Origin of the sequence: Citrobacter sp. Igbk 14 (genome assembly GCF_028069825.1) — a bacterium.
In the GTDB taxonomy this organism is placed as follows: Bacteria; Pseudomonadota; Gammaproteobacteria; order Enterobacterales; family Enterobacteriaceae; genus Citrobacter.
On record NZ_JANEWM010000028.1, the window covers coordinates 1 to 19,125 of the forward strand.

16 protein-coding genes, 1 pseudogene and 1 other annotated feature are annotated in these 19,125 nt (G+C 52.5%); of the genes and pseudogenes, 6 read left to right on the forward strand and 11 right to left on the reverse strand.

Going from position 1 to position 19,125, the window contains the following annotated elements; genetic code table 11:
• Window positions 1-73 precede the first annotated feature (73 nt).
• Window positions 74-1,753 carry a YbaL family putative K(+) efflux transporter gene (ybaL, locus tag NNN64_RS12600; RefSeq protein ID WP_271441592.1) on the forward strand — a complete coding sequence of 560 codons (1,680 nt, stop codon included), beginning with the start codon at window positions 74-76 and terminating at the stop codon, window positions 1,751-1,753.
• A gap of 91 nt (window positions 1,754-1,844) precedes the next feature.
• Here the strand turns inward: ybaL and gsk are convergent, their stop codons facing one another.
• Window positions 1,845-3,149 carry an inosine/guanosine kinase gene (gsk, locus tag NNN64_RS12605; RefSeq protein ID WP_137384601.1) on the reverse strand — a complete coding sequence of 435 codons (1,305 nt, stop codon included), beginning with the start codon at window positions 3,147-3,149 and terminating at the stop codon, window positions 1,845-1,847.
• Between the two features lie 153 nt (window positions 3,150-3,302).
• Here gsk and aes point away from each other — a divergent pair, with 153 nt between their 5' ends.
• Window positions 3,303-4,262, forward strand: coding sequence for an acetyl esterase (aes, locus tag NNN64_RS12610; protein WP_271441593.1), 960 nt, complete (start codon window positions 3,303-3,305; stop codon window positions 4,260-4,262).
• Here the strand turns inward: aes and hemH are convergent.
• Entirely contained in the window at window positions 4,259-5,221 is a 963-nt protein-coding gene (gene hemH / locus NNN64_RS12615) for a ferrochelatase (RefSeq protein WP_271441594.1), read from the reverse strand. The genes aes and hemH overlap by 4 nt on opposite strands.
• A gap of 82 nt (window positions 5,222-5,303) precedes the next feature.
• On the opposite strand from hemH, the pseudogene NNN64_RS23360 reads away from it, so the two are divergent.
• Window positions 5,304-5,384 (forward strand): annotated as a pseudogene (locus NNN64_RS23360) (hypothetical protein); the annotation flags it as partial.
• 16 nt (window positions 5,385-5,400) lie between these two features.
• Here NNN64_RS23360 and adk read toward each other — a convergent pair.
• The 7 genes from adk to NNN64_RS12650 form a co-directional block, all read right to left on the reverse strand.
• Entirely contained in the window at window positions 5,401-6,045 is a 645-nt protein-coding gene (gene adk / locus NNN64_RS12620) for an adenylate kinase (RefSeq protein ID WP_003021773.1), read from the reverse strand.
• A gap of 236 nt (window positions 6,046-6,281) precedes the next feature.
• On the reverse strand, window positions 6,282-8,156 hold the full coding sequence (htpG, locus tag NNN64_RS12625) for a molecular chaperone HtpG (RefSeq protein ID WP_271441595.1): 1,875 nt from the start codon (window positions 8,154-8,156) through the stop codon (window positions 6,282-6,284).
• Between the two features lie 110 nt (window positions 8,157-8,266).
• Window positions 8,267-8,872 (reverse strand): recombination mediator RecR, encoded by a 606-nt coding sequence (gene recR, locus NNN64_RS12630; protein ID WP_079938353.1) that lies wholly within the window; start codon window positions 8,870-8,872, stop codon window positions 8,267-8,269.
• Window positions 8,872-9,201, reverse strand: a complete 330-nt coding sequence (locus tag NNN64_RS12635) for a YbaB/EbfC family nucleoid-associated protein (RefSeq protein WP_003021764.1) — start codon at window positions 9,199-9,201, stop codon at window positions 8,872-8,874. Before NNN64_RS12635 ends, recR begins: the two co-directional genes overlap by 1 nt.
• Window positions 9,202-9,258: 57 nt before the next feature.
• The gene (dnaX, locus tag NNN64_RS12640; RefSeq protein ID WP_271441596.1) at window positions 9,259-11,184 is read right to left on the reverse strand and encodes a DNA polymerase III subunit gamma/tau; all 1,926 of its coding nucleotides are present in this window, start codon (window positions 11,182-11,184) and stop codon (window positions 9,259-9,261) included.
• Window positions 9,862-9,926, reverse strand: a sequence feature (DnaX frameshifting element). Its footprint overlaps the gene before it by 65 nt.
• Before the next feature lie 210 nt (window positions 11,185-11,394).
• Window positions 11,395-11,946, reverse strand: coding sequence for an adenine phosphoribosyltransferase (gene apt / locus NNN64_RS12645; RefSeq protein ID WP_006685676.1), 552 nt, complete (start codon window positions 11,944-11,946; stop codon window positions 11,395-11,397).
• A 277-nt stretch (window positions 11,947-12,223) separates the two neighbouring features.
• Window positions 12,224-12,601, reverse strand: coding sequence for a DUF454 family protein (locus tag NNN64_RS12650; protein ID WP_271441597.1), 378 nt, complete (start codon window positions 12,599-12,601; stop codon window positions 12,224-12,226).
• A gap of 69 nt (window positions 12,602-12,670) precedes the next feature.
• Between NNN64_RS12650 and priC the strand changes: the two genes are divergently transcribed.
• Together priC and rsmS are read left to right on the forward strand one after the other, a co-directional pair.
• Window positions 12,671-13,198, forward strand: coding sequence for a primosomal replication protein N'' (gene priC, locus NNN64_RS12655; RefSeq protein WP_271441598.1), 528 nt, complete (start codon window positions 12,671-12,673; stop codon window positions 13,196-13,198).
• A gap of 14 nt (window positions 13,199-13,212) precedes the next feature.
• Window positions 13,213-13,380 carry a pleiotropic regulatory protein RsmS gene (rsmS, locus tag NNN64_RS12660; protein ID WP_096758034.1) on the forward strand — a complete coding sequence of 56 codons (168 nt, stop codon included), beginning with the start codon at window positions 13,213-13,215 and terminating at the stop codon, window positions 13,378-13,380.
• A 253-nt stretch (window positions 13,381-13,633) separates the two neighbouring features.
• Here rsmS and mscK read toward each other — a convergent pair whose 3' ends face one another.
• Together mscK and acrR are read right to left on the reverse strand one after the other, a co-directional pair.
• The gene (mscK, locus tag NNN64_RS12665; RefSeq protein ID WP_271441599.1) at window positions 13,634-16,999 is read right to left on the reverse strand and encodes a mechanosensitive channel MscK; all 3,366 of its coding nucleotides are present in this window, start codon (window positions 16,997-16,999) and stop codon (window positions 13,634-13,636) included.
• 127 nt (window positions 17,000-17,126) lie between these two features.
• Window positions 17,127-17,777 carry a multidrug efflux transporter transcriptional repressor AcrR gene (acrR, locus tag NNN64_RS12670; protein ID WP_271441600.1) on the reverse strand — a complete coding sequence of 217 codons (651 nt, stop codon included), beginning with the start codon at window positions 17,775-17,777 and terminating at the stop codon, window positions 17,127-17,129.
• A gap of 141 nt (window positions 17,778-17,918) precedes the next feature.
• Between acrR and acrA the strand changes: the two genes are divergently transcribed.
• A complete protein-coding gene (gene acrA, locus NNN64_RS12675) occupies window positions 17,919-19,112 on the forward strand; it encodes a multidrug efflux RND transporter periplasmic adaptor subunit AcrA (RefSeq protein ID WP_048212410.1) in 1,194 nt (397 codons plus the stop codon).
• The last annotated feature ends 13 nt before the right edge of the window (window positions 19,113-19,125 follow it).

A 19,125-nucleotide genomic window follows, 5' to 3' on the forward strand; every position in this document is an offset into this window, starting at 1 on the left:
ACATTAAAATTGTCATAAACTATTACTCGGAATTTGGGTTTTCAGGATCAACACAGCAACCAAAGGAGACGGAATGCATCACGCCACCCCGCTTATCACCACCATTGTCGGCGGCCTTGTGCTCGCTTTTATATTAGGCATGATTGCCAATAAACTACGTATTTCTCCTCTGGTGGGATATCTGTTAGCGGGCGTTCTGGCCGGTCCATTTACACCTGGTTTTGTTGCTGATACTAAGCTTGCACCTGAACTGGCGGAGCTTGGCGTTATCCTACTGATGTTCGGCGTGGGGCTGCACTTCTCCTTGAAGGATTTAATGGCGGTAAAGTCCATCGCCATTCCCGGCGCTATCGCCCAAATTGCCGTGGCGACGCTACTGGGTATGGCGCTTTCAGCAATAATGGGCTGGTCGCTGATGGTCGGTATCGTCTTTGGGCTGTGTCTTTCAACCGCCAGTACCGTGGTGCTGTTACGTGCGCTTGAAGAACGGCAGCTCATTGATAGCCAGCGCGGGCAAATCGCGATTGGCTGGCTGATTGTCGAAGATTTGATGATGGTGCTGACGCTGGTTCTCCTGCCTGCTGTCGCCGGAATGCTGGAAAAAGAAAACGTCGGCTTTACTTCGCTGGCCGTGGATATGGGCATTACCATCGGTAAGGTCGTGGCATTTATCGCCATTATGATGCTGGTTGGTCGCCGGCTGGTACCGTGGATTATGGCCCGCAGCGCCGCAACAGGTTCCCGCGAACTGTTTACCCTGTCGGTGCTGACGTTAGCGCTGGGTATCGCCTTTGGCGCGGTGGAGCTGTTCGATGTTTCCTTTGCACTGGGTGCGTTCTTTGCCGGTATGGTGCTGAACGAGTCAGAATTGAGCCACCGAGCGGCGCACGATACCCTACCGCTACGCGATGCTTTCGCCGTACTGTTCTTTGTTTCCGTCGGTATGCTGTTTGATCCGTTAGTCCTGATCCAGCAGCCACTGGCCGTGCTGGGCACGCTGGCGATTATTATCTTCGGTAAATCCGTCGCTGCCTACTTCCTGGTACGCCTGTTTGGTCACTCTCAGCGTACAGCGCTCACCATTGCTACCAGCCTGGCGCAGATTGGTGAATTTGCCTTTATCCTGGCGGGCCTTGGTATGGCACTGAACCTGTTACCACAAGCCGGACAAAACCTGGTGCTGGCAGGTGCAATTCTCTCCATTATGCTCAACCCGGTGCTGTTTGCTGTATTAGAGAAATATCTCGCCAAAACCGAAACACTGGAAGAGCAGACACTGGAAGAGGCTATCGAAGAAGAGAAGCAGATCCCGGTTGATATTTGTAATCATGCACTGCTGGTCGGTTTTGGTCGTGTCGGTAGCCTGTTAGGTGAAAAGCTGATGGCGGCGGGTATCCCGCTGGTCGTTATTGAAACATCGCGTACCCGCGTGGATGAACTGCGTGAACGTGGGATCCGCGCAGTACTCGGTAACGCGGCTAACGAAGAAATTATGAATCTGGCGCATCTGGATTGCGCACGCTGGCTGCTGCTGACCATTCCAAATGGTTACGAAGCGGGTGAGATTGTCGCTTGTGCGCGTCAGAAGTGCCCGTCGATTGAGATTATCGCCCGCGCGCATTATGACGATGAAGTGGAATATATCACCGAGCGTGGGGCTAATCAGGTCGTCATGGGCGAGCGTGAAATCGCCCGCACTATGCTGGAACTGATTGAAACACCGCCTGCCGGTGACGTTGCTACGGCCAGTTAATGTTACGTGCCGGATGGCGCTTACGCTTATCCGGCCTACGTATTCCCACACTGGTGTAAGCCCGATAAGCGCAGCGCTATCGGGCAAGAACTCAGCGGTCCCAGTACGACTCTTCGAGACTGTCTTCACGTTCCGGCAAACCGCGCGTCAGACGCGGTGAATGCTGGTTCAGCACCTGATAACTCACGCGGTTGGCATATTTACACACCTGGGCTAAAGATGAATATGTCAGCCAGGTATATTTGTGCTTGCTGGAGTTGGGTACATTGCCGCGGTGATAGCTGTTCGCGGTAATATCATGCAGCAATGCAGCCAATGCACCGTCGCCAGCACCGTTGGTGTTCATGATTTTTTCAGGCCCGCCCATATATGGTGCGATATGTGAATACACACGCAGCGGATTCGTACAATCTTTATGGCGCATTGCGCGGCTAAATTCGTACTGGTTGAATTCAGCAATAGCGCCTGGCAGCAGCGGATGCTGAGTTTTGCGTTTCGCCTCTTCTTCAGTAAAGCCGGCCATATACAGTCCCACCGGCCCGGCAGTACACAAGACTAAATCTACCCAATCCAGTGCTTTATCTGACGCCAGCAGCGGATCGTTTTCACCGGTCAGCGCTTCAGCTTCTTCTTCGTTCATCGCCAGAATAGAGACATTCTCTTTCAGAAATTCCTGCCACCACTGTGGGTTATCCGCAATAACGAATTTGGTCCCCAATGTCAGTACCACCGGAACGTTGTGCTTTTTGGCAAATTCAATCGCCTTCATGGTCGCTTCAGGCATCGGTTCGCCCGGCTTACAGCGTACCAGATAGGAGGTCAACACCAGCGCGGAAGCCCCGGCAATCACCGATTCAGGGATGCTCTCCGCGCGCAACTGGTTCATGTGACCGGGGCTGATGGCAAATGTGCGCTCGCCGGATTCACCAATCAGTGTAAAGCAGCGGCCAATCGGGCCATCTACACCCTGCAGATAGTTCAAATCGGTGCGGCTGGAGGTGTTGCATAAATAGCGATACGCGTAGCTACCAATTTCGATATTGCTGCACATCACACCCAACAGCACCGAGCGGTCGTCTGCCAGCACGGAGTAGTTATGCATGGTGTTACCGATGGTGCCACCTGCAAACTGATGGGTGATCAGGTTTTCGCGTACCAGCTCCTGGTAGAGTGCTTCCGCAACATCATCTTCAATCACCAGAGAGTGCCCGGCGCTTAATCCATAACGTTTTACAAAATCATCATCCACTTTGGCTTCAATATCCACCAGCGTTTGGTCGATACCGACTACCCAGGCCGCGCTGGTCTCATTTTCAGGCTGAATTTGTTGCAGCAACGGATCGCGCGCGCTGACGGGGAAATAGTGTTTGGATTTACGTTTACCGGGAAATTTCATGGTCGATTATATGGGTGGTTAACTGAGCGATGCATGGTAGCACATTACCTGATATGCATGCGATGCGGCGCTAAGTTTCAATATCGGACGGCGGGATCGCAGTTTATCCGGTCTCAGTTTCTACAATAAATCATCGTCCACAAGGAGCGTTTTATGAAGCCGGATAACAAGATCCCCGTACTCGACAGAATTTCAGATGAAATGAACGTCGTGGTGAATTTTCATCGCGATGACCTGCCACCCTGGCCCGCTGCCGATGATATCGTGGCCCAACGAAAGTACTACATACATGAACGGCAATTCTGGAATGCTGATGCACCGCAAATGAGTACCCAAGAGTGTGCGGTTTCCACCCGCTATGGCTCTGTTAACACACGTATTTATTCACCGCAGCCTCACAGCCAGGCCACGCTCTATTATTTACACGGCGGCGGCTTTATTCTCGGTAATCTGGATACGCACGATCGCATTATGCGTCTACTGGCGCACTACACGCAGTGCACAGTCATTGGCATCGACTACTCACTGTCGCCAGAAGCGCGCTTCCCGCAGGCCATCGAAGAGATTGTCGCCGCCTGCCAATATTTCCATCACCACGCCGACGATTATTCTCTCAATGTGAAACATATTGGTTTTGCCGGCGATTCCGCAGGTGCCATGCTGGCACTCGCCAGTGCGTTGTGGTTACGTGATAAACAGATCCCCTGCGGTAAGGTCATTGGCGTATTGTTGTGGTACGGGCTTTACGGTCTGCAGGATTCGCTTAGCCGCCGACTGATGGGCGGAGCATGGGATGGTTTAGGACGTGAGGATCTGCAGATGTACGAAAATGCCTATCTGCGTAGCGTCGACGATCGTGAGTCGCCGTATTATTGCCTGTTTAATAACGATCTTACGCACGACGTGCCGCCCTGCTTTATCGCCAGCGCCGAGTTCGATCCGTTGATTGATGACAGCCGGTTACTTTTCCAGACGCTGCATGCGCATCAGCAGACCTGTCAGTATCAAATGTACCCCGGCATGTTGCACGCCTTCCTGCATTATTCGCGGATGATGAAAACCGCCGATGAGGCTCTGCAGGATGGTGCGCGTTTCTTTCAGCAACAGCTTTAGCGGTAGGCTTCGGTCAGTTTAACCATCATTTCAATATGCTCCGGCGCGGCATTCAGCGCCGGAATATACTCATATTTCTTACCGCCAGCCTCGAGGAAAATCTCCCGGTTTTGCACCGCAATCTCTTCCAGTGTTTCGAGGCAATCTGCCGCAAAGCCTGGGCACATCACCTGGATATGCCCGGTCCCTTTCTCCGCCAGCATTTTTAACGTTTCGTCAGTATATGGCGTCAGCCAAGGCTCACGGCCAAAGCGTGACTGAAAGGTCATCATCACTTTTTCCGGGGCCAGGCCAAGCGCAGAGACCAGTTCACGAGTGGTATCACGGCAGCGCTGCGGGTAATCATCGCCTTCATCCGCATAGCGTTGTGGAATACCGTGATAGGAAAGCAGCAGTAAATCGGGTTCACCGTGCTGTGCAAACGAATCGCGGGCACTTTTAGCCAGCGCATCAATATAGCTGTTGTCGTCTGCGTAATCACGGATAAAGGAAACCCCAGGAATACCGCGCTTACGCGCCAGGATACGCGCCAGCTCATCCCAGACTGCCGCTACCGTCGAACAGGAGTATTGCGGGTACAGCGTTAACACCACAATGTGGTCAACGCCGCTTGCCAGCAATTCATCAACCGCACTTTCCAGCGAAGGTGAACCGTAGCTCATTCCCAGTGCGACGGGCGTATCGGGTAAACGCTCCGCCAGTGCCTGCTGCTGCGCACGACTGTAAACCATCAGTGGAGAACCCTCCTCCATCCAGATTGACTGGTACAGCTTTGCCACACGCGGCGCACGCAACGGTAAAATCACACCACGCAGCAACGGCCACCACAGTAGACGGGATGTATCAACTACGCGGGTATCGCTTAAAAACTGGCGCAGGTAACGTTTAACAGCTTCAGGGGTTGGGGCATCGGGAGTGCCGAGATTAGCCAGCAGGATACCGGTTTTCGTCTGACGCATTACCGCCTCTTATCGATTCAAATTGTTGATAATTGTAGCGGAAAAGCGGAGAAGAAGAACTAATTGCTGTGAGAGGTAAGACGAGAATTTGCCTGATGGCGCTGCGCTTATCAGGCCTACAAAAAATCGTAGGCCGGATAAGGTGTATACACCGCCATCCGGCATTAAGCGCGAAAAAATTAACCGAGGATTTTTTCCAGCGCTGCGCGAACGTCAGCCACGGCCTGAGTGCCGTCAACTTTCGCGTATTTGGTGTTACCCGCCTGCGCTTCTTTAGAGTAGTAACCGATCAGCGGAGCAGTCATCTGATGGTATTCCACCAGACGCTTACGTACGGTCTCTTCCTGATCGTCTTTACGGGTGGTCAGCTCTTCGCCGGTCACGTCGTCTTTACCTTCAACCTTAGGCGGATTGAATTTGATGTGGTAAACGCGGCCAGAAGCAGCGTGTACGCGACGACCAACGATACGATCAACGATCAGCTCATCCGGAACGTCAAACTCCAGAACGTAGTCCACGTTGATGCCCGCTTCTTTCATGGCATCAGCCTGCGGGATAGTACGCGGGAAGCCGTCCAGCAGGAAACCATTGCGGCAGTCTTCCTGAGCAATACGCTCTTTTACCAGCGCGATCACCAGCTCATCAGTCACCAGCTTGCCGGCGTCCATGATGTCTTTCGCTTGTTTGCCCAGCTCGGAGCCAGATTTCACGGCGGCACGCAGCATATCACCGGTGGAGATTTGCGGAATACCATATTTCTCCATGATGAACTGAGCCTGAGTTCCTTTACCCGCGCCCGGAGCGCCAAGCAGAATGATACGCATTACGAAAATCCCCTTAAAGGTTGTCGATATTTTTTAAAAAGCGCTAAACGATACCACCATCACGCAATTGGCTCAAGAAAGACGCCTGACGCTGAAACGGTTAACGGCGGGAAAATTGAAAATAAGAAGAGAAAATGCCGGATAGCGGTGTAAACAGCTTATCCGGCCTACGGTATACGAGATTTTGTAGCCGGATAAGCGTTAGCGCCATCCGGCATCACGTAACGCAACCGCTATCAGGATACCAGCAACTGGTTCATTCGACGGATGAACTGGTTAGGGTCTTCCAGCGTACCGCGCTCAGCAAACAACGCCTGATCCAGCAGCAATTCGACCCACTCTTTAAACTGCGCTTCGTCCTGAGTATCCGCCGTGCGTTTTACCAACACGTGGTCTGGGTTCAGTTCAAAGATATATTTCACTTCCGGCACAGCCTGGCCCGCAGCGGCAAACAGCTTCGCCATCTGGGTACTCATTTCGTCTGCGTCAGTGGTGACAATCGCTGGCGTATCGGTTAGACGGTGCGTCAGACGCACTTCTTTCACACGGTCGCCCAGCAGGGTTTTCACGCGTTCAACAAACGGCGTCAGCGCTTTTTCCGCTTCTTTTGCCGATTCATCAACTTCGTCTGCCAGCTTGTCGATAGACTCGTCAGCTTTAGCGACAGACTGGAACGCCTTACCGTCGAATTCAGTCAGGTAGTTCATCATCCACTCATCGATGCGGTCAGAAAGCAGCAGGACTTCGATGCCTTTCTTACGCAGCAGTTCGAGGTGCGGGCTGCTCTTCGCCGCCGCATAGCTGTCTGCAGTAATGTAGTAGATCTTCTCCTGCCCTTCTTTCATCCGTGAGACATAGTCTTCCAGCGACACGGTCTGTGCGGAAGAATCTGTGTGTGTGGATGCGAAGCGCATCAGCTTAGCGATGGTTTCCTGGTTAGCGTGATCTTCCGCCGGCCCTTCTTTCAGTACCAGGCCAAACTGTTTCCAGAAGGTCTGGTATTTTTCAGCGTCATCTTTTGCCAGTTTTTCCAGCATCTGCAATACACGTTTGGTCAGTGCGCTACGCAGATTACGGGTGACGGTGCTGTCCTGCAGGATCTCACGAGACACGTTCAGCGGCAGATCGTTGGAATCTATCAGACCGCGCACAAAGCGCAGATAGTTCGGCATGAACTGCTCAGCGTCATCCATGATGAATACACGTTGAACGTACAGTTTCAGACCATGCTTGTGATCGCGGTTCCACATATCCCACGGGGCCTGCGACGGAATGTACAGCAGGCTGGTGTATTCCTGCTTACCTTCCACACGGTTGTGGCTCCAGGTCAGCGGATCGGTGAAGTCATGCGCGATATGCTTGTAGAATTCGTTGTATTCGTCGTCTTTGATTTCTGACTTGTTACGCGTCCACAGCGCCTGTGCCTTGTTGATTTTCTCCCAGGAAACAACGGTTTCACCGTCTTTTTCTTCCTGTTTTTCAATCTCTACCGGCAGCGCGATATGATCGGAATATTTGCTGATGATGGAACGCACGCGCCAGTCATCCAGGAACTCGTCTTCCCCTTCACGCAGGTGCAGAGTGATTTCGGTACCGCGGTCTTCTTTGGTGATGTCGGCAACGGTGTATTCACCTTCGCCCGCAGATTCCCAGAACACACCGTTTTCAGGCTTATCACCCGCAGCACGGGTACGCACAGTGACTTTATTCGCCACAATAAACGCGGAATAGAAGCCTACCCCGAACTGGCCGATCAACTGGCTGTCTTTTGCCTGATCGGAGCCCATGGATTCGAGGAAAGATTTGGTACCGGATTTCGCAATGGTCCCCAGATGATCGATAACGTCATCACGGTTCATCCCCACGCCGTTATCAGCAATGGTCAACGTACGCTTATCTTTATCGAAGGAAACACGCACACGCAGCTCACCATCACCTTCATACAGGTCCGGATTAGACAGGGCGCGGAAACGCAGCTTGTCTGCCGCATCCGAGGCGTTAGAGATAAGCTCACGCAGGAAGATTTCTTTATTGGAATACAGAGAATGGATCATCAGGTGCAGAAGCTGTTTTACTTCTGACTGAAAACCACGAGTTTCTTGTCCTTTCATGTAGATCTACCTCAACAATGCCATTTTTAATGGTAAAAACACGTTGAGGGTGAAATGGGGACAAGCGGGAAGGATTTCAAGCGGAAGCCGCCGTCGCGGCCTCCGTTTGTTCAGAATTTAATCTTGTGTCGTCCTGCCAGAGAGTGCGACAGTGTCGTACCGTCGACCATTTCCAGCTCGCCGCCTACCGGTACGCCATGAGCGATACGGCTGGCTTCAACGCCATATTGCATACAAAGCTCAGCAATATAGTTGGCGGTTGCCTCTCCTTCGACCGTGGGATTGGTCGCCAGGATCAGTTCGTTGATGTGTTCAGACGCCAGTCGCTGCTCCAGACGATCGAGCCCGATATCATCAGGCCCGATGCCATCCAGCGGCGACAGGTGTCCCATCAGCACAAAGTAACGTCCGGAAAACTGCCCGGTTTGCTCAATGGCGTAGATGTCCGCCGGACTCTCCACCACACAAATCTGACCATTTTCCTGGCGACGCGGGTTTGAACAGATGTTGCAGACGTCTTGCTCCGTGAAGGTGCGGCAATCGGCACAGTGGCCGATTTCCGACATCGCTTTCGTTAACGCCTGCGCCAGACGCATCCCGCCGCTGCGATCGCGCTGCAGGAGCGTGAACGCCATGCGCTGCGCCGACTTCGGGCCAACACCCGGCAGACAGCGCAATGCTTCCATCAGCTGAGTTAACAGCGGGCTGGTTTGCATCAGAACGGCATCTTAAAGCCAGGTGGCAACTGCATACCGGAGGAAACGGAGGCCATTTTCTCTTTCTGCGTTTCTTCAATGCGACGTGCCGCATCGTTGAATGCTGCAGCAACCAGATCTTCCAGCATCTCTTTGTCGTCTTCCAGCAGGCTTGGATCGATTTCCACGCGACGGCAGTTATGCGCACCGTTGATGGTCACTTTTACCAGACCTGCGCCAGATTCTCCGGTGACTTCCAGCTTGGCGACTTCTTCTTGCATCTGCTGCATTTTTTCTTGCATCTGCTGGGCCTGTTTCATCAGGTTACCCAGACCGCCTTTACCAAACATAGGCTTCTCTCTCAATCACGTTAAGGGATGACGACCGTCAAACCATTAGGCTCACGATCAAATGGGGCGAATACTCTCTTCGTCCAGGTCCGCGTCGAAAAAACGGCGCAGCGTCTGAATGTTATTATCCGCAATAATCGACTCACGCGCCTGCGCGAGTTTCTCTTCGTAAATGGCCTGACGCCATTCCAGCGGCGTACGCACCGCAGGATTATCATCTTCAACGATGGTCAATTCAACTGTTGACCCCGTTAAGGTACTCAATGCTTCAGCCAGTTTTTGCTGCGCGCCGCTGGAATTAAGATGGCGCTGCGTAGAACGCAGATGCAGGCAAACCACATTGCCATTTTCTTCTTTCCAGGCATTCAGCGCTACCTGCTCCACCAGTTTGGGCAACGAAAGCTGGCTCACCTGCGCAGCCCAGGGATCTCGCTCAATGGCTTCAGCCGCAAGCTTTGCGGCCAGCTCTGGCGTTTTTTCGTGTTCCAGCGCTTTTTTCAGCGCTTTCGGCGTGGCGACGACTTCTTTGACTTCTGCAACTGGATTGGTCGCTTTCCAGCGATAGGCTTCTTTTTTCGCCGGCGCGTTTTCCAGCGCAGAGACCGCAGGGCGAGCCTGAACACGTTCAGACACCGAAGCCAGTCTTTCCAGCGCAGCATTATTCACCGGCCGCGCGCGGGAAGCGGCTGCCGGTTCACTCTTTTTTGGTTTGGTCGCTCCCTGAGCGCGCTGCAGCTGACTACGTGCCGCCAGTACCTGGCTGGTGGCGTCAGATAACGGCACATCATGATGCACCGGTGCAGACTGTTGCGGTGGGACCTGCGTCGGGGTCAGCACCGCGGTGGGTGCTGCCGGGGCAAACGACTGTCGCGGTACTTCAGGCTCCGGAAGCGGCTGGCGCGGATGAAAAGCCAGTGCACGCAGCAGCGTCATTTCTACCCCCATACGTCGGTCTGGCGCATACGGTAATTCTTTGCGCCCAATTAACAACGTCTGGTAGTAAAGCTGCACATCGGTCGGTGGTACAGTCCGCGCCAGTTCGCGTAAACGCTGCTCAATTGCGGCCATATCACTGCCAAGCGCGGCGGGTGAAAGCTGTACCATCGCAATACGATGCAGCAAGGCCGACATCTCAACCAACAACGCTTCCCATTCAATGCCGCGCGCGGCGGCATCATGCAGCAGCGTCATGACGCGCTCACCATCCGCAGCAACAACCGCCTCAACGAGCGACAGCGCCTGATCGTCATCCAGCGTACCGAGCATAATGCTCACCGCCTGGGTAGAGACCTGTCCATCGCCGCTGGCAATCGCCTGATCGGTCAGACTCAGCGCATCACGCAGGCTGCCATCCGCTGCACGGGCCAGCAACTGCAGCGCACGAGGCTCATGAACGATATGCTCTTCATTGAGGATATGTTCAAGCTGATGACGAATCTGCTCAACATCCAACGCCTTAAGGTGGAATTGCAAACAACGTGACAGGATAGTCACAGGCAGTTTTTGCGGATCGGTAGTCGCCAGCAGGAATTTGACGTGCGCAGGCGGCTCTTCGAGCGTTTTCAGTAAAGCGTTAAAACTGTGGCGCGACAGCATGTGCACTTCGTCGATCAGATAGACCTTAAAGCGACCACGCGCTGGCGCATACTGGACGTTATCCAGCAGATCGCGGGTGTCTTCAACTTTGGTTCGCGACGCAGCATCGATCTCAATCAGATCGACAAAACGCCCCTGCTCGATTTCGCGGCAGTTATCACATACACCACAAGGCGTAGCCGTGATGCCGGTTTCACAGTTCAGTCCCTTCGCCAACAAACGGGCGATAGAGGTTTTTCCGACGCCACGAGTGCCGGAAAAAAGATATGCATGATGAATACGCCCTAACGACAAGCCGTTCGCCAGTGCCGTCAGCACATGTTCCTGGCCGACGACGTCAGCAAAGGTTTGTGGGCGCCATTTTCGGGCTAAGACCTGATAACTCATTGGCAGGCTCTGAAAGGCTGGAGGGTGGATTCACAAGGGGGTAATGCTAACACAACCTCGCACCGACGGCGAGGTTGACACGTTATATTCGGGCGCTATCGTTACAGCCAGTTTGGTTTCGGGCAGCGCGCAGAAACCGGAACGTACACGCAGTACGTGAGGATGTTGAGCACTGACCGGAGCCAAAATGGCAAAAAAGAGAGTCCGAACTTAGTGGCCCGGGAATGGGACCAGGCTGTAACAAGTCAGCCCCTGTTTTTCCAGGCGTTGTTCGCCGCCCAGATCGAACAGATTAATGATAAAAGCAGCATCGGTCACTTCGCCGCCCAGACGACGGATCAGCTTCACGGTCGCTTCAATCGTGCCACCGGTTGCCAGCAGGTCGTCGACGACCAGAACTTTATCGCCTGGTTTGATGGCATCAACATGGATTTCCAGCTGATCGGTGCCGTATTCCAGCTCGTAGCTCTCAGCAATGACTTCACGCGGAAGCTTACGCGGTTTACGCACGGGAACAAACCCGACGCCCAGGCCCAACGCGACCGGTGCGCCAAACAGGAAGCCACGCGCTTCAGTACCGACCACTTTGGTAATACCGGCATTTTTGTAACGTTCAACCAGCAATTCGATGCTGAGCGCGTACGCTTTCGGGTCTTCCAGCAAACTGGTGACATCACGGAAAAGAATGCCCGGCTTCGGGTAGTCGTGGATGCTTTTGATGCTATTTTTGAGAAACTCAAGCTGCTGTGCAGTCGCGGTCATAAGTTTGTGCCTGATTAATACAGTATTACTTCACGGCGCACTATACACTTCATCCTTCAAGCTACCTCTTTGTTGGCTGCCTTCATTCATCCCAGTCACTTACTGATGTAAGCTCCGGGGATTCATTCAGTTGCCGCCTCGACGTATCTTGAATGATTTTGTGTCTATATTAAGGGCCAGGGTTACATTTGCTTAACCTTTGACCACCTGCGCCTGTGCTCGAAAACGGTTGAATTTACTGGCTGTGAGAGACAATTGCAACAGCGATTATTGTGCTTCAGTGCTTTTGTTGCTTTTCATCAACCACCGGGATTCGCCACATAAAAATCAGCAAACAGGTGAGAATCACCAGCAGCAGCACGCGAACCCACAACATATTAACGAACCACAACGAAACGCTAAAGGTCAGCACGATCAACAAAATAGCGCGAGGTTTGGCTCCCGGCGGCATCGCGCGGTGTTTTTGCCAGTGGCGCAAATAACCGCCAAACCACGAACGATAAAGCAGCCAGGCGTGAAAGCGAGGCGATGAACGCGCAAAACACCAGGCGGCCAGCAGGATAAATGGCGTGGTAGGCAACAGTGGCAATACAATGCCCAGCGTGCCTAACACTACCGCTATCCAGCCAATGATGATTAGAATAATGCGTTGCATAATATGAGTACTTAACACAGAGAATCGCTACTTTAGCATAACAGTTCTCATTTTCATCGGAGTGTTGTCGTGAAAACCGTCATGCTACTACAGAAGCTCGAAAGTCAACTCAACAGCCTGCGCCAGCAATGCGCCCCCCTGGCGCATCACGCAACGCTCAGCGCCCGTTTCGATCGTCATCTTTTTCGTACTCGCAGCACGCTGTTGCAGGCTTGTCTGGATGAAGCTGGCGATAATCTTGCCGCCCTGCGTCGTGCCGTTGAGCAGCAACAATTGCCGCAAATTGCCTGGCTTGCGGAACATCTCGCCTCACAGTTAGAAGCGATTTCACGCGAATCTGCCACCTGGTCACTGAGAGAGTGGGACAGCGCCTCGCCGGGTCTTGCCCGCTGGCAACGTAAACGCGTTCAGCATCAGGAATTTGAACGGCGTCTGGTTGAGATGACACGCAAACGTAAAGAGCAATTGGCTCAGGCCTCGGGGTTTGAGGAGCAGCAAAAGCTGCACCGAGAAGTCGAGGCGTTCGAAGCACGACTGGCACGCTGCCGTCATGCGCTGGCAAGGATTGAAAACGTGCTGGCGCGTTTAACCCGCTAATCACCGGAGAATGTATGTCCCTTGAAAACGCCCCGGACGAGGTCAAATTGGCCGTCGATTTGATTGTTTTGCTTGAAGAGAATCAGCTACCAGCGCGCACGGTGCTACGCGCGCTGGAGATCGTTATGCGTGATTATGAAAACAAACTTAAAACTGCGGAAGACGCCTCGCAAACTGATTAATTGCTCTCTGGTCTGCCATTGGCTTCGGTGCCAGAGTCGTCGCAACATCACGACAATAACGGACCGATCATGGAACGACTCCCCACGATGCGGTCTTTCGGCAGGTTGAATCACGTAATATCGCACAAAAAATGCTCACCCGCGGTCTGGAACTGGATTTGATTACGCACCTTACGGGCCTGACGCAGGAAGAACTGGTCGCGCTGTCGCACTAAATGCAATCAGGGCGGCTATTTGCCGCCCTGATTGCAACTTAACCTACAGAAGGCGTCGGATCGTCGCCTTTGATGATGTCACGCTTAACCTCTGTCACTGTGTCACCTTTGGCATTATGCAGGTGCACTTCGAGTTGGTTAAAGGCGATATCAATATTGTTTTCACGACATAAACGATCAACCGCGCGGTTCAGTTCATCGACCGTGTGGCTGCGATCCCGCAGTTCGCGAACATATAAACGCAGTTCATGATCCAGCGTGCTGGCACCGAAAGCAGTAAAGAACACTGCCGGCTCCGGATCGTGCATCACTTTCGGATGTTCTGTTGCCGCCTGTAACAGCACTTTCTTCACTTTATCCAGATCTGAACCATAAGCCACACCAATACGAATAACCAAACGTGTGGTGGTATCAGACAATGACCAGTTGATCAGACGTTCCGTCACAAACGCCTTATTCGGGATAATGACCTCTTTACGATCGAAGTCGGTAATCGTTGTGGCACGAATACGGATCTTGCTGACCGTACCGGAGAACGTACCAATGGTAACCGTATCGCCAATACGTACCGGACGTTCAAACAGAATAATCAGGCCCGAGACGAAGTTACCGAAGATTTCCTGTAAGCCAAAACCCAGACCAACCGACAAGGCCGCTGCCAGCCACTGGAGTTTGTCCCACGATACGCCAAGCGATCCGAAGACGGTCATTGCTCCGATAGCGATAATCGCGTAATTGAGGATCGTGGTGATGGCATACGATGCGCCCTGGCGCATTTTGAGTCGCGACAGCACCAGCACTTCGAGCAGACCCGGTAAGTTGCGGATCAACGCCCACGCCACCATCGAGGCAATAATGGCAAACAACAAACTGCCCATGGTGACATCTTTCACCACTGCAGCTCCCGCTTCAGTACCGTTGTAATGCCAAAGCGTAATGCTGTCGAGATAACTAAACACAGTGATCAGATCGGACCAAATTGCCCAGAACAGAACACCAAACAGAGCCACCATCAACAGCATCGTAATACGCAGCGTTTGCTGGTTTACCTGTTCCAGCGCTATGGTCGGTTCTTCCTGCGGCTCTGCGCCTTCGGCCCCTTCTTTCACCAGATTCTGACGACGCGCTAACGCGCGACGCCAGGCGATGCGGCGTGCCGCCACGCTCAACCCACGCAGCACCGTCTGGTATAGCAGGTTCCAGACAATAACCAGATAAACCGTTTCAATCCAACGACCGGCCAGGCGCAGCGTGGTGTAGAAATAACCGGTCGCCGTCAGCACCATCAACGCAACCGGGATAATAGACAGCACGGTAATAGTGACCAGACGCAGACCGTGCGACTCTTTGTCACGCCAGCTTTCACGGCACATTGGCCACACCAGGAAGGCGATCAGCAGCAGGTTAAGGAAAATAACGACTTGCCCTAACACATCATCCATCAGATTCAGCGGCGACAGTTCAGCAATAACCGACCAGAAGTTAAGCGGCAACAGCGCAAGGCTAATACGCACAATCTGGCGACGCCAGTGGCTGGTCTGTTTCGCTGGCATGCCAAAATGACGTATCGCCACGCCATCTTTTTCCAGTACCTTCCAGCACAGACCGAACACCAGCCAGAAAACGGTCATCTTCTTACTGAATGCCCACAGCAGATCGCTGACGTTTAATTGCATCGTCAGCAGAATCAAGCCTACAGCGAGAATAATCAGACATGCGGGTAAGGCTCTGATCAAATCAATCAGTATCGCTTTTGGCGTATTGAGCTGGCTGTCATTACGCAAGTTCCCCACCGCCGCGGCGAGTTTTGCCTGATACTCTTTCAGCCATTTCAGACGCCAGCGGATGAGCCCGGCAATAAGCAGCAACGGCAGACCGGCCAGGAACGCAATGAATACCGCCGGCCAGGCTTTTTCCCAGTTCACGGTAATTTTCATCGACTTAAACTGGTCTTTAAGCGTTTGCGGGAACGCCTTGATCCAGTCCCAGTCCATCGGGCGGTTACTGTTTACCCAGAAGATTTGCTGCGTGAGGATCCCTTTCAGATTTTTCGATACGCTCATTAACTGCTGTTGATTAATTTGCAGGTTAATGGCCATCATCAATTGGTTACCCAACTGCTTATTCAGTTGGTCCAACAGTTCACGACGCATATCCACAACCTGCAGCAGGGCATCATGGACTTCGCCATTCACCTCATTGCTGTGCCCTTCTTCTAGCTTGGCGACAAACGCATCATTCTGGAATAGCGCATCACGCTGCTGGTTGACCTCGAATTGTTCCAGACGTAAGTCGGCAATACGGTTGGTCATGTCGGCAAGTTCATCTGCCGACGGCAGCGTTTGCTGTTGCTGGTACAGAATGCGTGACAACAGCAGGCTGCCTTTCAGCACGGCGATTTGTTCTTTAATATTGCGTTCAGATTGCAACGCACGATCAAGCCAGTTTTTGACTTTAATGTTTTGCTGCATCAGCGTGTTGCCGTTTTCGGTGGCAGATATCAGACGCTGACTGAGCTGATGGTTAATATCAAGTTCTTGTTTAACTAGCGGGTTGGTCTGGATACGGGCCGCTTCGTCTGGTGTTACCGCTTCCTGCGCCGTCTTTTCGGTTAGCGTCAGACGTTTGCTGTTCACCGCTTCTTGCAGCAACTGAAGCTGATGTTCGAGACGATTCGTGTTCGCCGTTACATAATCACGCTGTTTCTGCAAGGTATCCTGCAAAACCGTATTGCCTTCCAGACTCTTACGCTGTTGATCGATCTGCGCGCTCAGCAACGCTTGCTGCGCCTGCAGCAACACCTGTTGGCTGGGGCGTAATGCCGCCTCACCCACATTAGTCCCATCCAGGCGATTGCGGATTTGCTGCATTTGCTGTGATGCGGTGTACATCGCATTTTGCACACGCTCTGGCTGCGTTTGCAGCGAAACCAACTGACTGTTGTAGGCTGCAAGGTCGTTTTGCGCGCTTTGCAGATCGTCCAGCACCTGGGCGACACGAGATTCAAGCTGGCGCAGAGAGAGCGTACTGAGCGTTTTCCGCGTTTCATCGTCATTATCGACATCGCTGAGTGAATTCAACGCATCCGTTGCCTGGCGCATTTTCTCCGGCGCCTGAGCCACTTTCTGACGAAGCTGTACGGTCTCATCTTTTACGCGATCTATTTTATCCAGCGTGGCGATAGTATCGATAAGATCCTGCTGAACCAGTTTGTCCTGCGCGGAAAGATCTTTTTGTTTATTCAGCGCATCCAACTGGCTCTGAATATCCACTTTTGTCGGCAGTTCACCATTCTGTTGCGCTCGCGCAAATGCTGATGACTGGCTGGACAGCAATAGAATGAAGAAAAGAATGCTTATAGCAATAAGATGCTGTGAACGTTTATAGAGCTGCAACATAGTCATGAGAATGAACGTTTCTGAACCGGGAAAGTGACCGAAAATAGTCAAGCGGCAAGAATATCACGGCTGTGGCGGACAGAATAGCAGGAGGGAAACCCTCCAGGAGAATTCCTGGTATTGGGTCTGACAGTTAGCTCGTCTCTGCGACCTTCACACGCAGTGTCGGACAAAGCAGACACATCTCCAGTAGCACTGCAACGTAGTCGCGCGCCTCTTTTCGCAAATCAAACGATTCGGGCGCGAATAACCAGTTCTCAATGATCCCGGAGATATAACTACGCAGTAGTACTGCCACACGGCGCGTATTCAGATTCTCCGGCAACATGTTTGCAGCCATACAGTGTCGCAGCGTTTGTTCGATCCGGTCATAGTTTTCAAGACACAGGCTGCGTTGAACCAGTTGAACTGTTGCTATTTCCCCGACAAATTCGCATTTGTGGAATATAATCTCCATCAATAAACGTCGGCGTTCTTCAGTCACGGTCGCTTCAAGAACGTAAACTAATATTTCTCTTAATACTGATAGTGGATCGTCGGGGAATTTTGCCTGATACTCAGTTTCTAACTCATCAATGTTAGGTTTTGCTAGCTCCCAGATTTCACTGAATAAATCCGACTTGTTTTTGAAATGCCAATAGATAGCACCGCGAGTTACACCAGCGGCTTTTGCGATCTCCGCAAGCGAGGTGGATGATACCCCTTGCTGCGAAAACAAACGCAGAGCAACATCCAGAATGTGCTGCCGTGTTTCCTGTGCTTGTTGTTTGGTTTTTCGTGCCATATGTCAGTGAATTTACAGGCGTTAGATTTACATACATTTGTGAATGTATGTACCATAGCACGACGATAATATAAACGCAGCAATGGGTTTATGGGCTTTAAGCCATTGATCAATTTGAAATCGGACACTCGAGGTTTACATATGAACAAAAACAGAGGGTTAACGCCTCTGGCAGTCGTTCTGATGCTCTCAGGCAGCTTAGCGCTAACAGGATGTGACGACAAACAGGCCCAACAAGGGGGCCAGCAGATGCCAGAAGTTGGAGTTGTGACGCTCAAAACTGAACCTCTACAGATCACAACTGAACTCCCAGGTCGCACCAGTGCTTTTCGCATTGCGGAAGTTCGCCCTCAGGTCAGCGGTATTATCCTGAAGCGTAACTTTACCGAAGGCGGCGACATTGAAGCGGGTGTGTCTCTCTATCAGATTGATCCTGCTACTTACCAGGCCGCGTACGAAAGTGCGAAAGGCGATCTGGCCAAAGCACAAGCAGCGGCAAATATCGCTCAGCTGACGGTTAAACGTTATCAGAAACTGTTGGGTACGAAGTACATCAGTCAACAGGACTACGATAGCGCGCAGGCAGATGCACAACAGGCGAACGCTGCTGTTGTCGCTGCGAAAGCCGCGGTAGAAACCGCTCGTATCAATCTGGCCTATACCAAAGTCACGTCGCCAATCAGCGGCCGCATTGGTAAGTCATCCGTTACTGAAGGCGCACTGGTGCAAAACGGTCAGGCGACCGCACTGGCGACCGTTCAGCAACTGGATCCCATCTATGTCGATGTGACGCAGTCAAGTAACGATTTCCTGCGCCTGAAACAAGAGCTGGCCAATGGCACGCTGAAGCAAGAGAACGGTAAAGCGAAAGTTGAACTGGTCACCAGCGACGGTATTAAATTCCCGCAGTCCGGTACGCTGGAGTTTTCGGATGTGACGGTTGATCAAACCACTGGATCAATTACGTTACGCGCAATCTTCCCGAACCCGGATCACACCTTACTGCCGGGTATGTTCGTCCGTGCGCGTCTGGAAGAAGGGACAAACCCAACGGCGTTACTGGTTCCACAGCAAGGCGTTACTCGCACACCGCGTGGTGATGCCAGTGCATTGGTTATCGGTGCTGATGACAAAGTTGAAACGCGTCAAATTGTGGCAGCACAAGCAATTGGCGACAAATGGTTAGTCACTGAAGGACTTAAGCCGGGCGACCGTGTGATTGTAAGTGGGCTGCAGAAAGTTCGTCCTGGCGCTCAGGTTAAAGCGCAGGAAGTCACCGCGGATAATAACCAGCCAGCCGCAAGCGGTAGCCAGCCTGAACAGTCCAAGTCTTAACTTAAACAGGAGC

Excerpts from the sequence above, each read along its gene's own strand:
- acrA (WP_048212410.1), top strand. The coding sequence starts at position 17,919 with ATGAACAAAAACAGAGGGTTAACGCCTCTGGCAGTCGTTCTGATGCTC.
- rsmS (WP_096758034.1), top strand. The coding sequence starts at position 13,213 with ATGTCCCTTGAAAACGCCCCGGACGAGGTCAAATTGGCCGTCGATTTG.
- NNN64_RS12650 (WP_271441597.1), bottom strand. The coding sequence starts at position 12,601 with ATGCAACGCATTATTCTAATCATCATTGGCTGGATAGCGGTAGTGTTA.
- recR (WP_079938353.1), bottom strand. The coding sequence starts at position 8,872 with ATGCAAACCAGCCCGCTGTTAACTCAGCTGATGGAAGCATTGCGCTGT.
- aes (WP_271441593.1), top strand. The coding sequence starts at position 3,303 with ATGAAGCCGGATAACAAGATCCCCGTACTCGACAGAATTTCAGATGAA.
- dnaX (WP_271441596.1), bottom strand. The coding sequence starts at position 11,184 with ATGAGTTATCAGGTCTTAGCCCGAAAATGGCGCCCACAAACCTTTGCT.
- NNN64_RS12635 (WP_003021764.1), bottom strand. The coding sequence starts at position 9,201 with ATGTTTGGTAAAGGCGGTCTGGGTAACCTGATGAAACAGGCCCAGCAG.
- acrR (WP_271441600.1), bottom strand. The coding sequence starts at position 17,777 with ATGGCACGAAAAACCAAACAACAAGCACAGGAAACACGGCAGCACATT.
- adk (WP_003021773.1), bottom strand. The coding sequence starts at position 6,045 with ATGCGTATCATTCTGCTTGGCGCTCCGGGCGCGGGTAAAGGAACTCAG.
- htpG (WP_271441595.1), bottom strand. The coding sequence starts at position 8,156 with ATGAAAGGACAAGAAACTCGTGGTTTTCAGTCAGAAGTAAAACAGCTT.
- mscK (WP_271441599.1), bottom strand. The coding sequence starts at position 16,999 with ATGACTATGTTGCAGCTCTATAAACGTTCACAGCATCTTATTGCTATA.
- gsk (WP_137384601.1), bottom strand. The coding sequence starts at position 3,149 with ATGAAATTTCCCGGTAAACGTAAATCCAAACACTATTTCCCCGTCAGC.
- apt (WP_006685676.1), bottom strand. The coding sequence starts at position 11,946 with ATGACCGCGACTGCACAGCAGCTTGAGTTTCTCAAAAATAGCATCAAA.
- ybaL (WP_271441592.1), top strand. The coding sequence starts at position 74 with ATGCATCACGCCACCCCGCTTATCACCACCATTGTCGGCGGCCTTGTG.
- hemH (WP_271441594.1), bottom strand. The coding sequence starts at position 5,221 with ATGCGTCAGACGAAAACCGGTATCCTGCTGGCTAATCTCGGCACTCCC.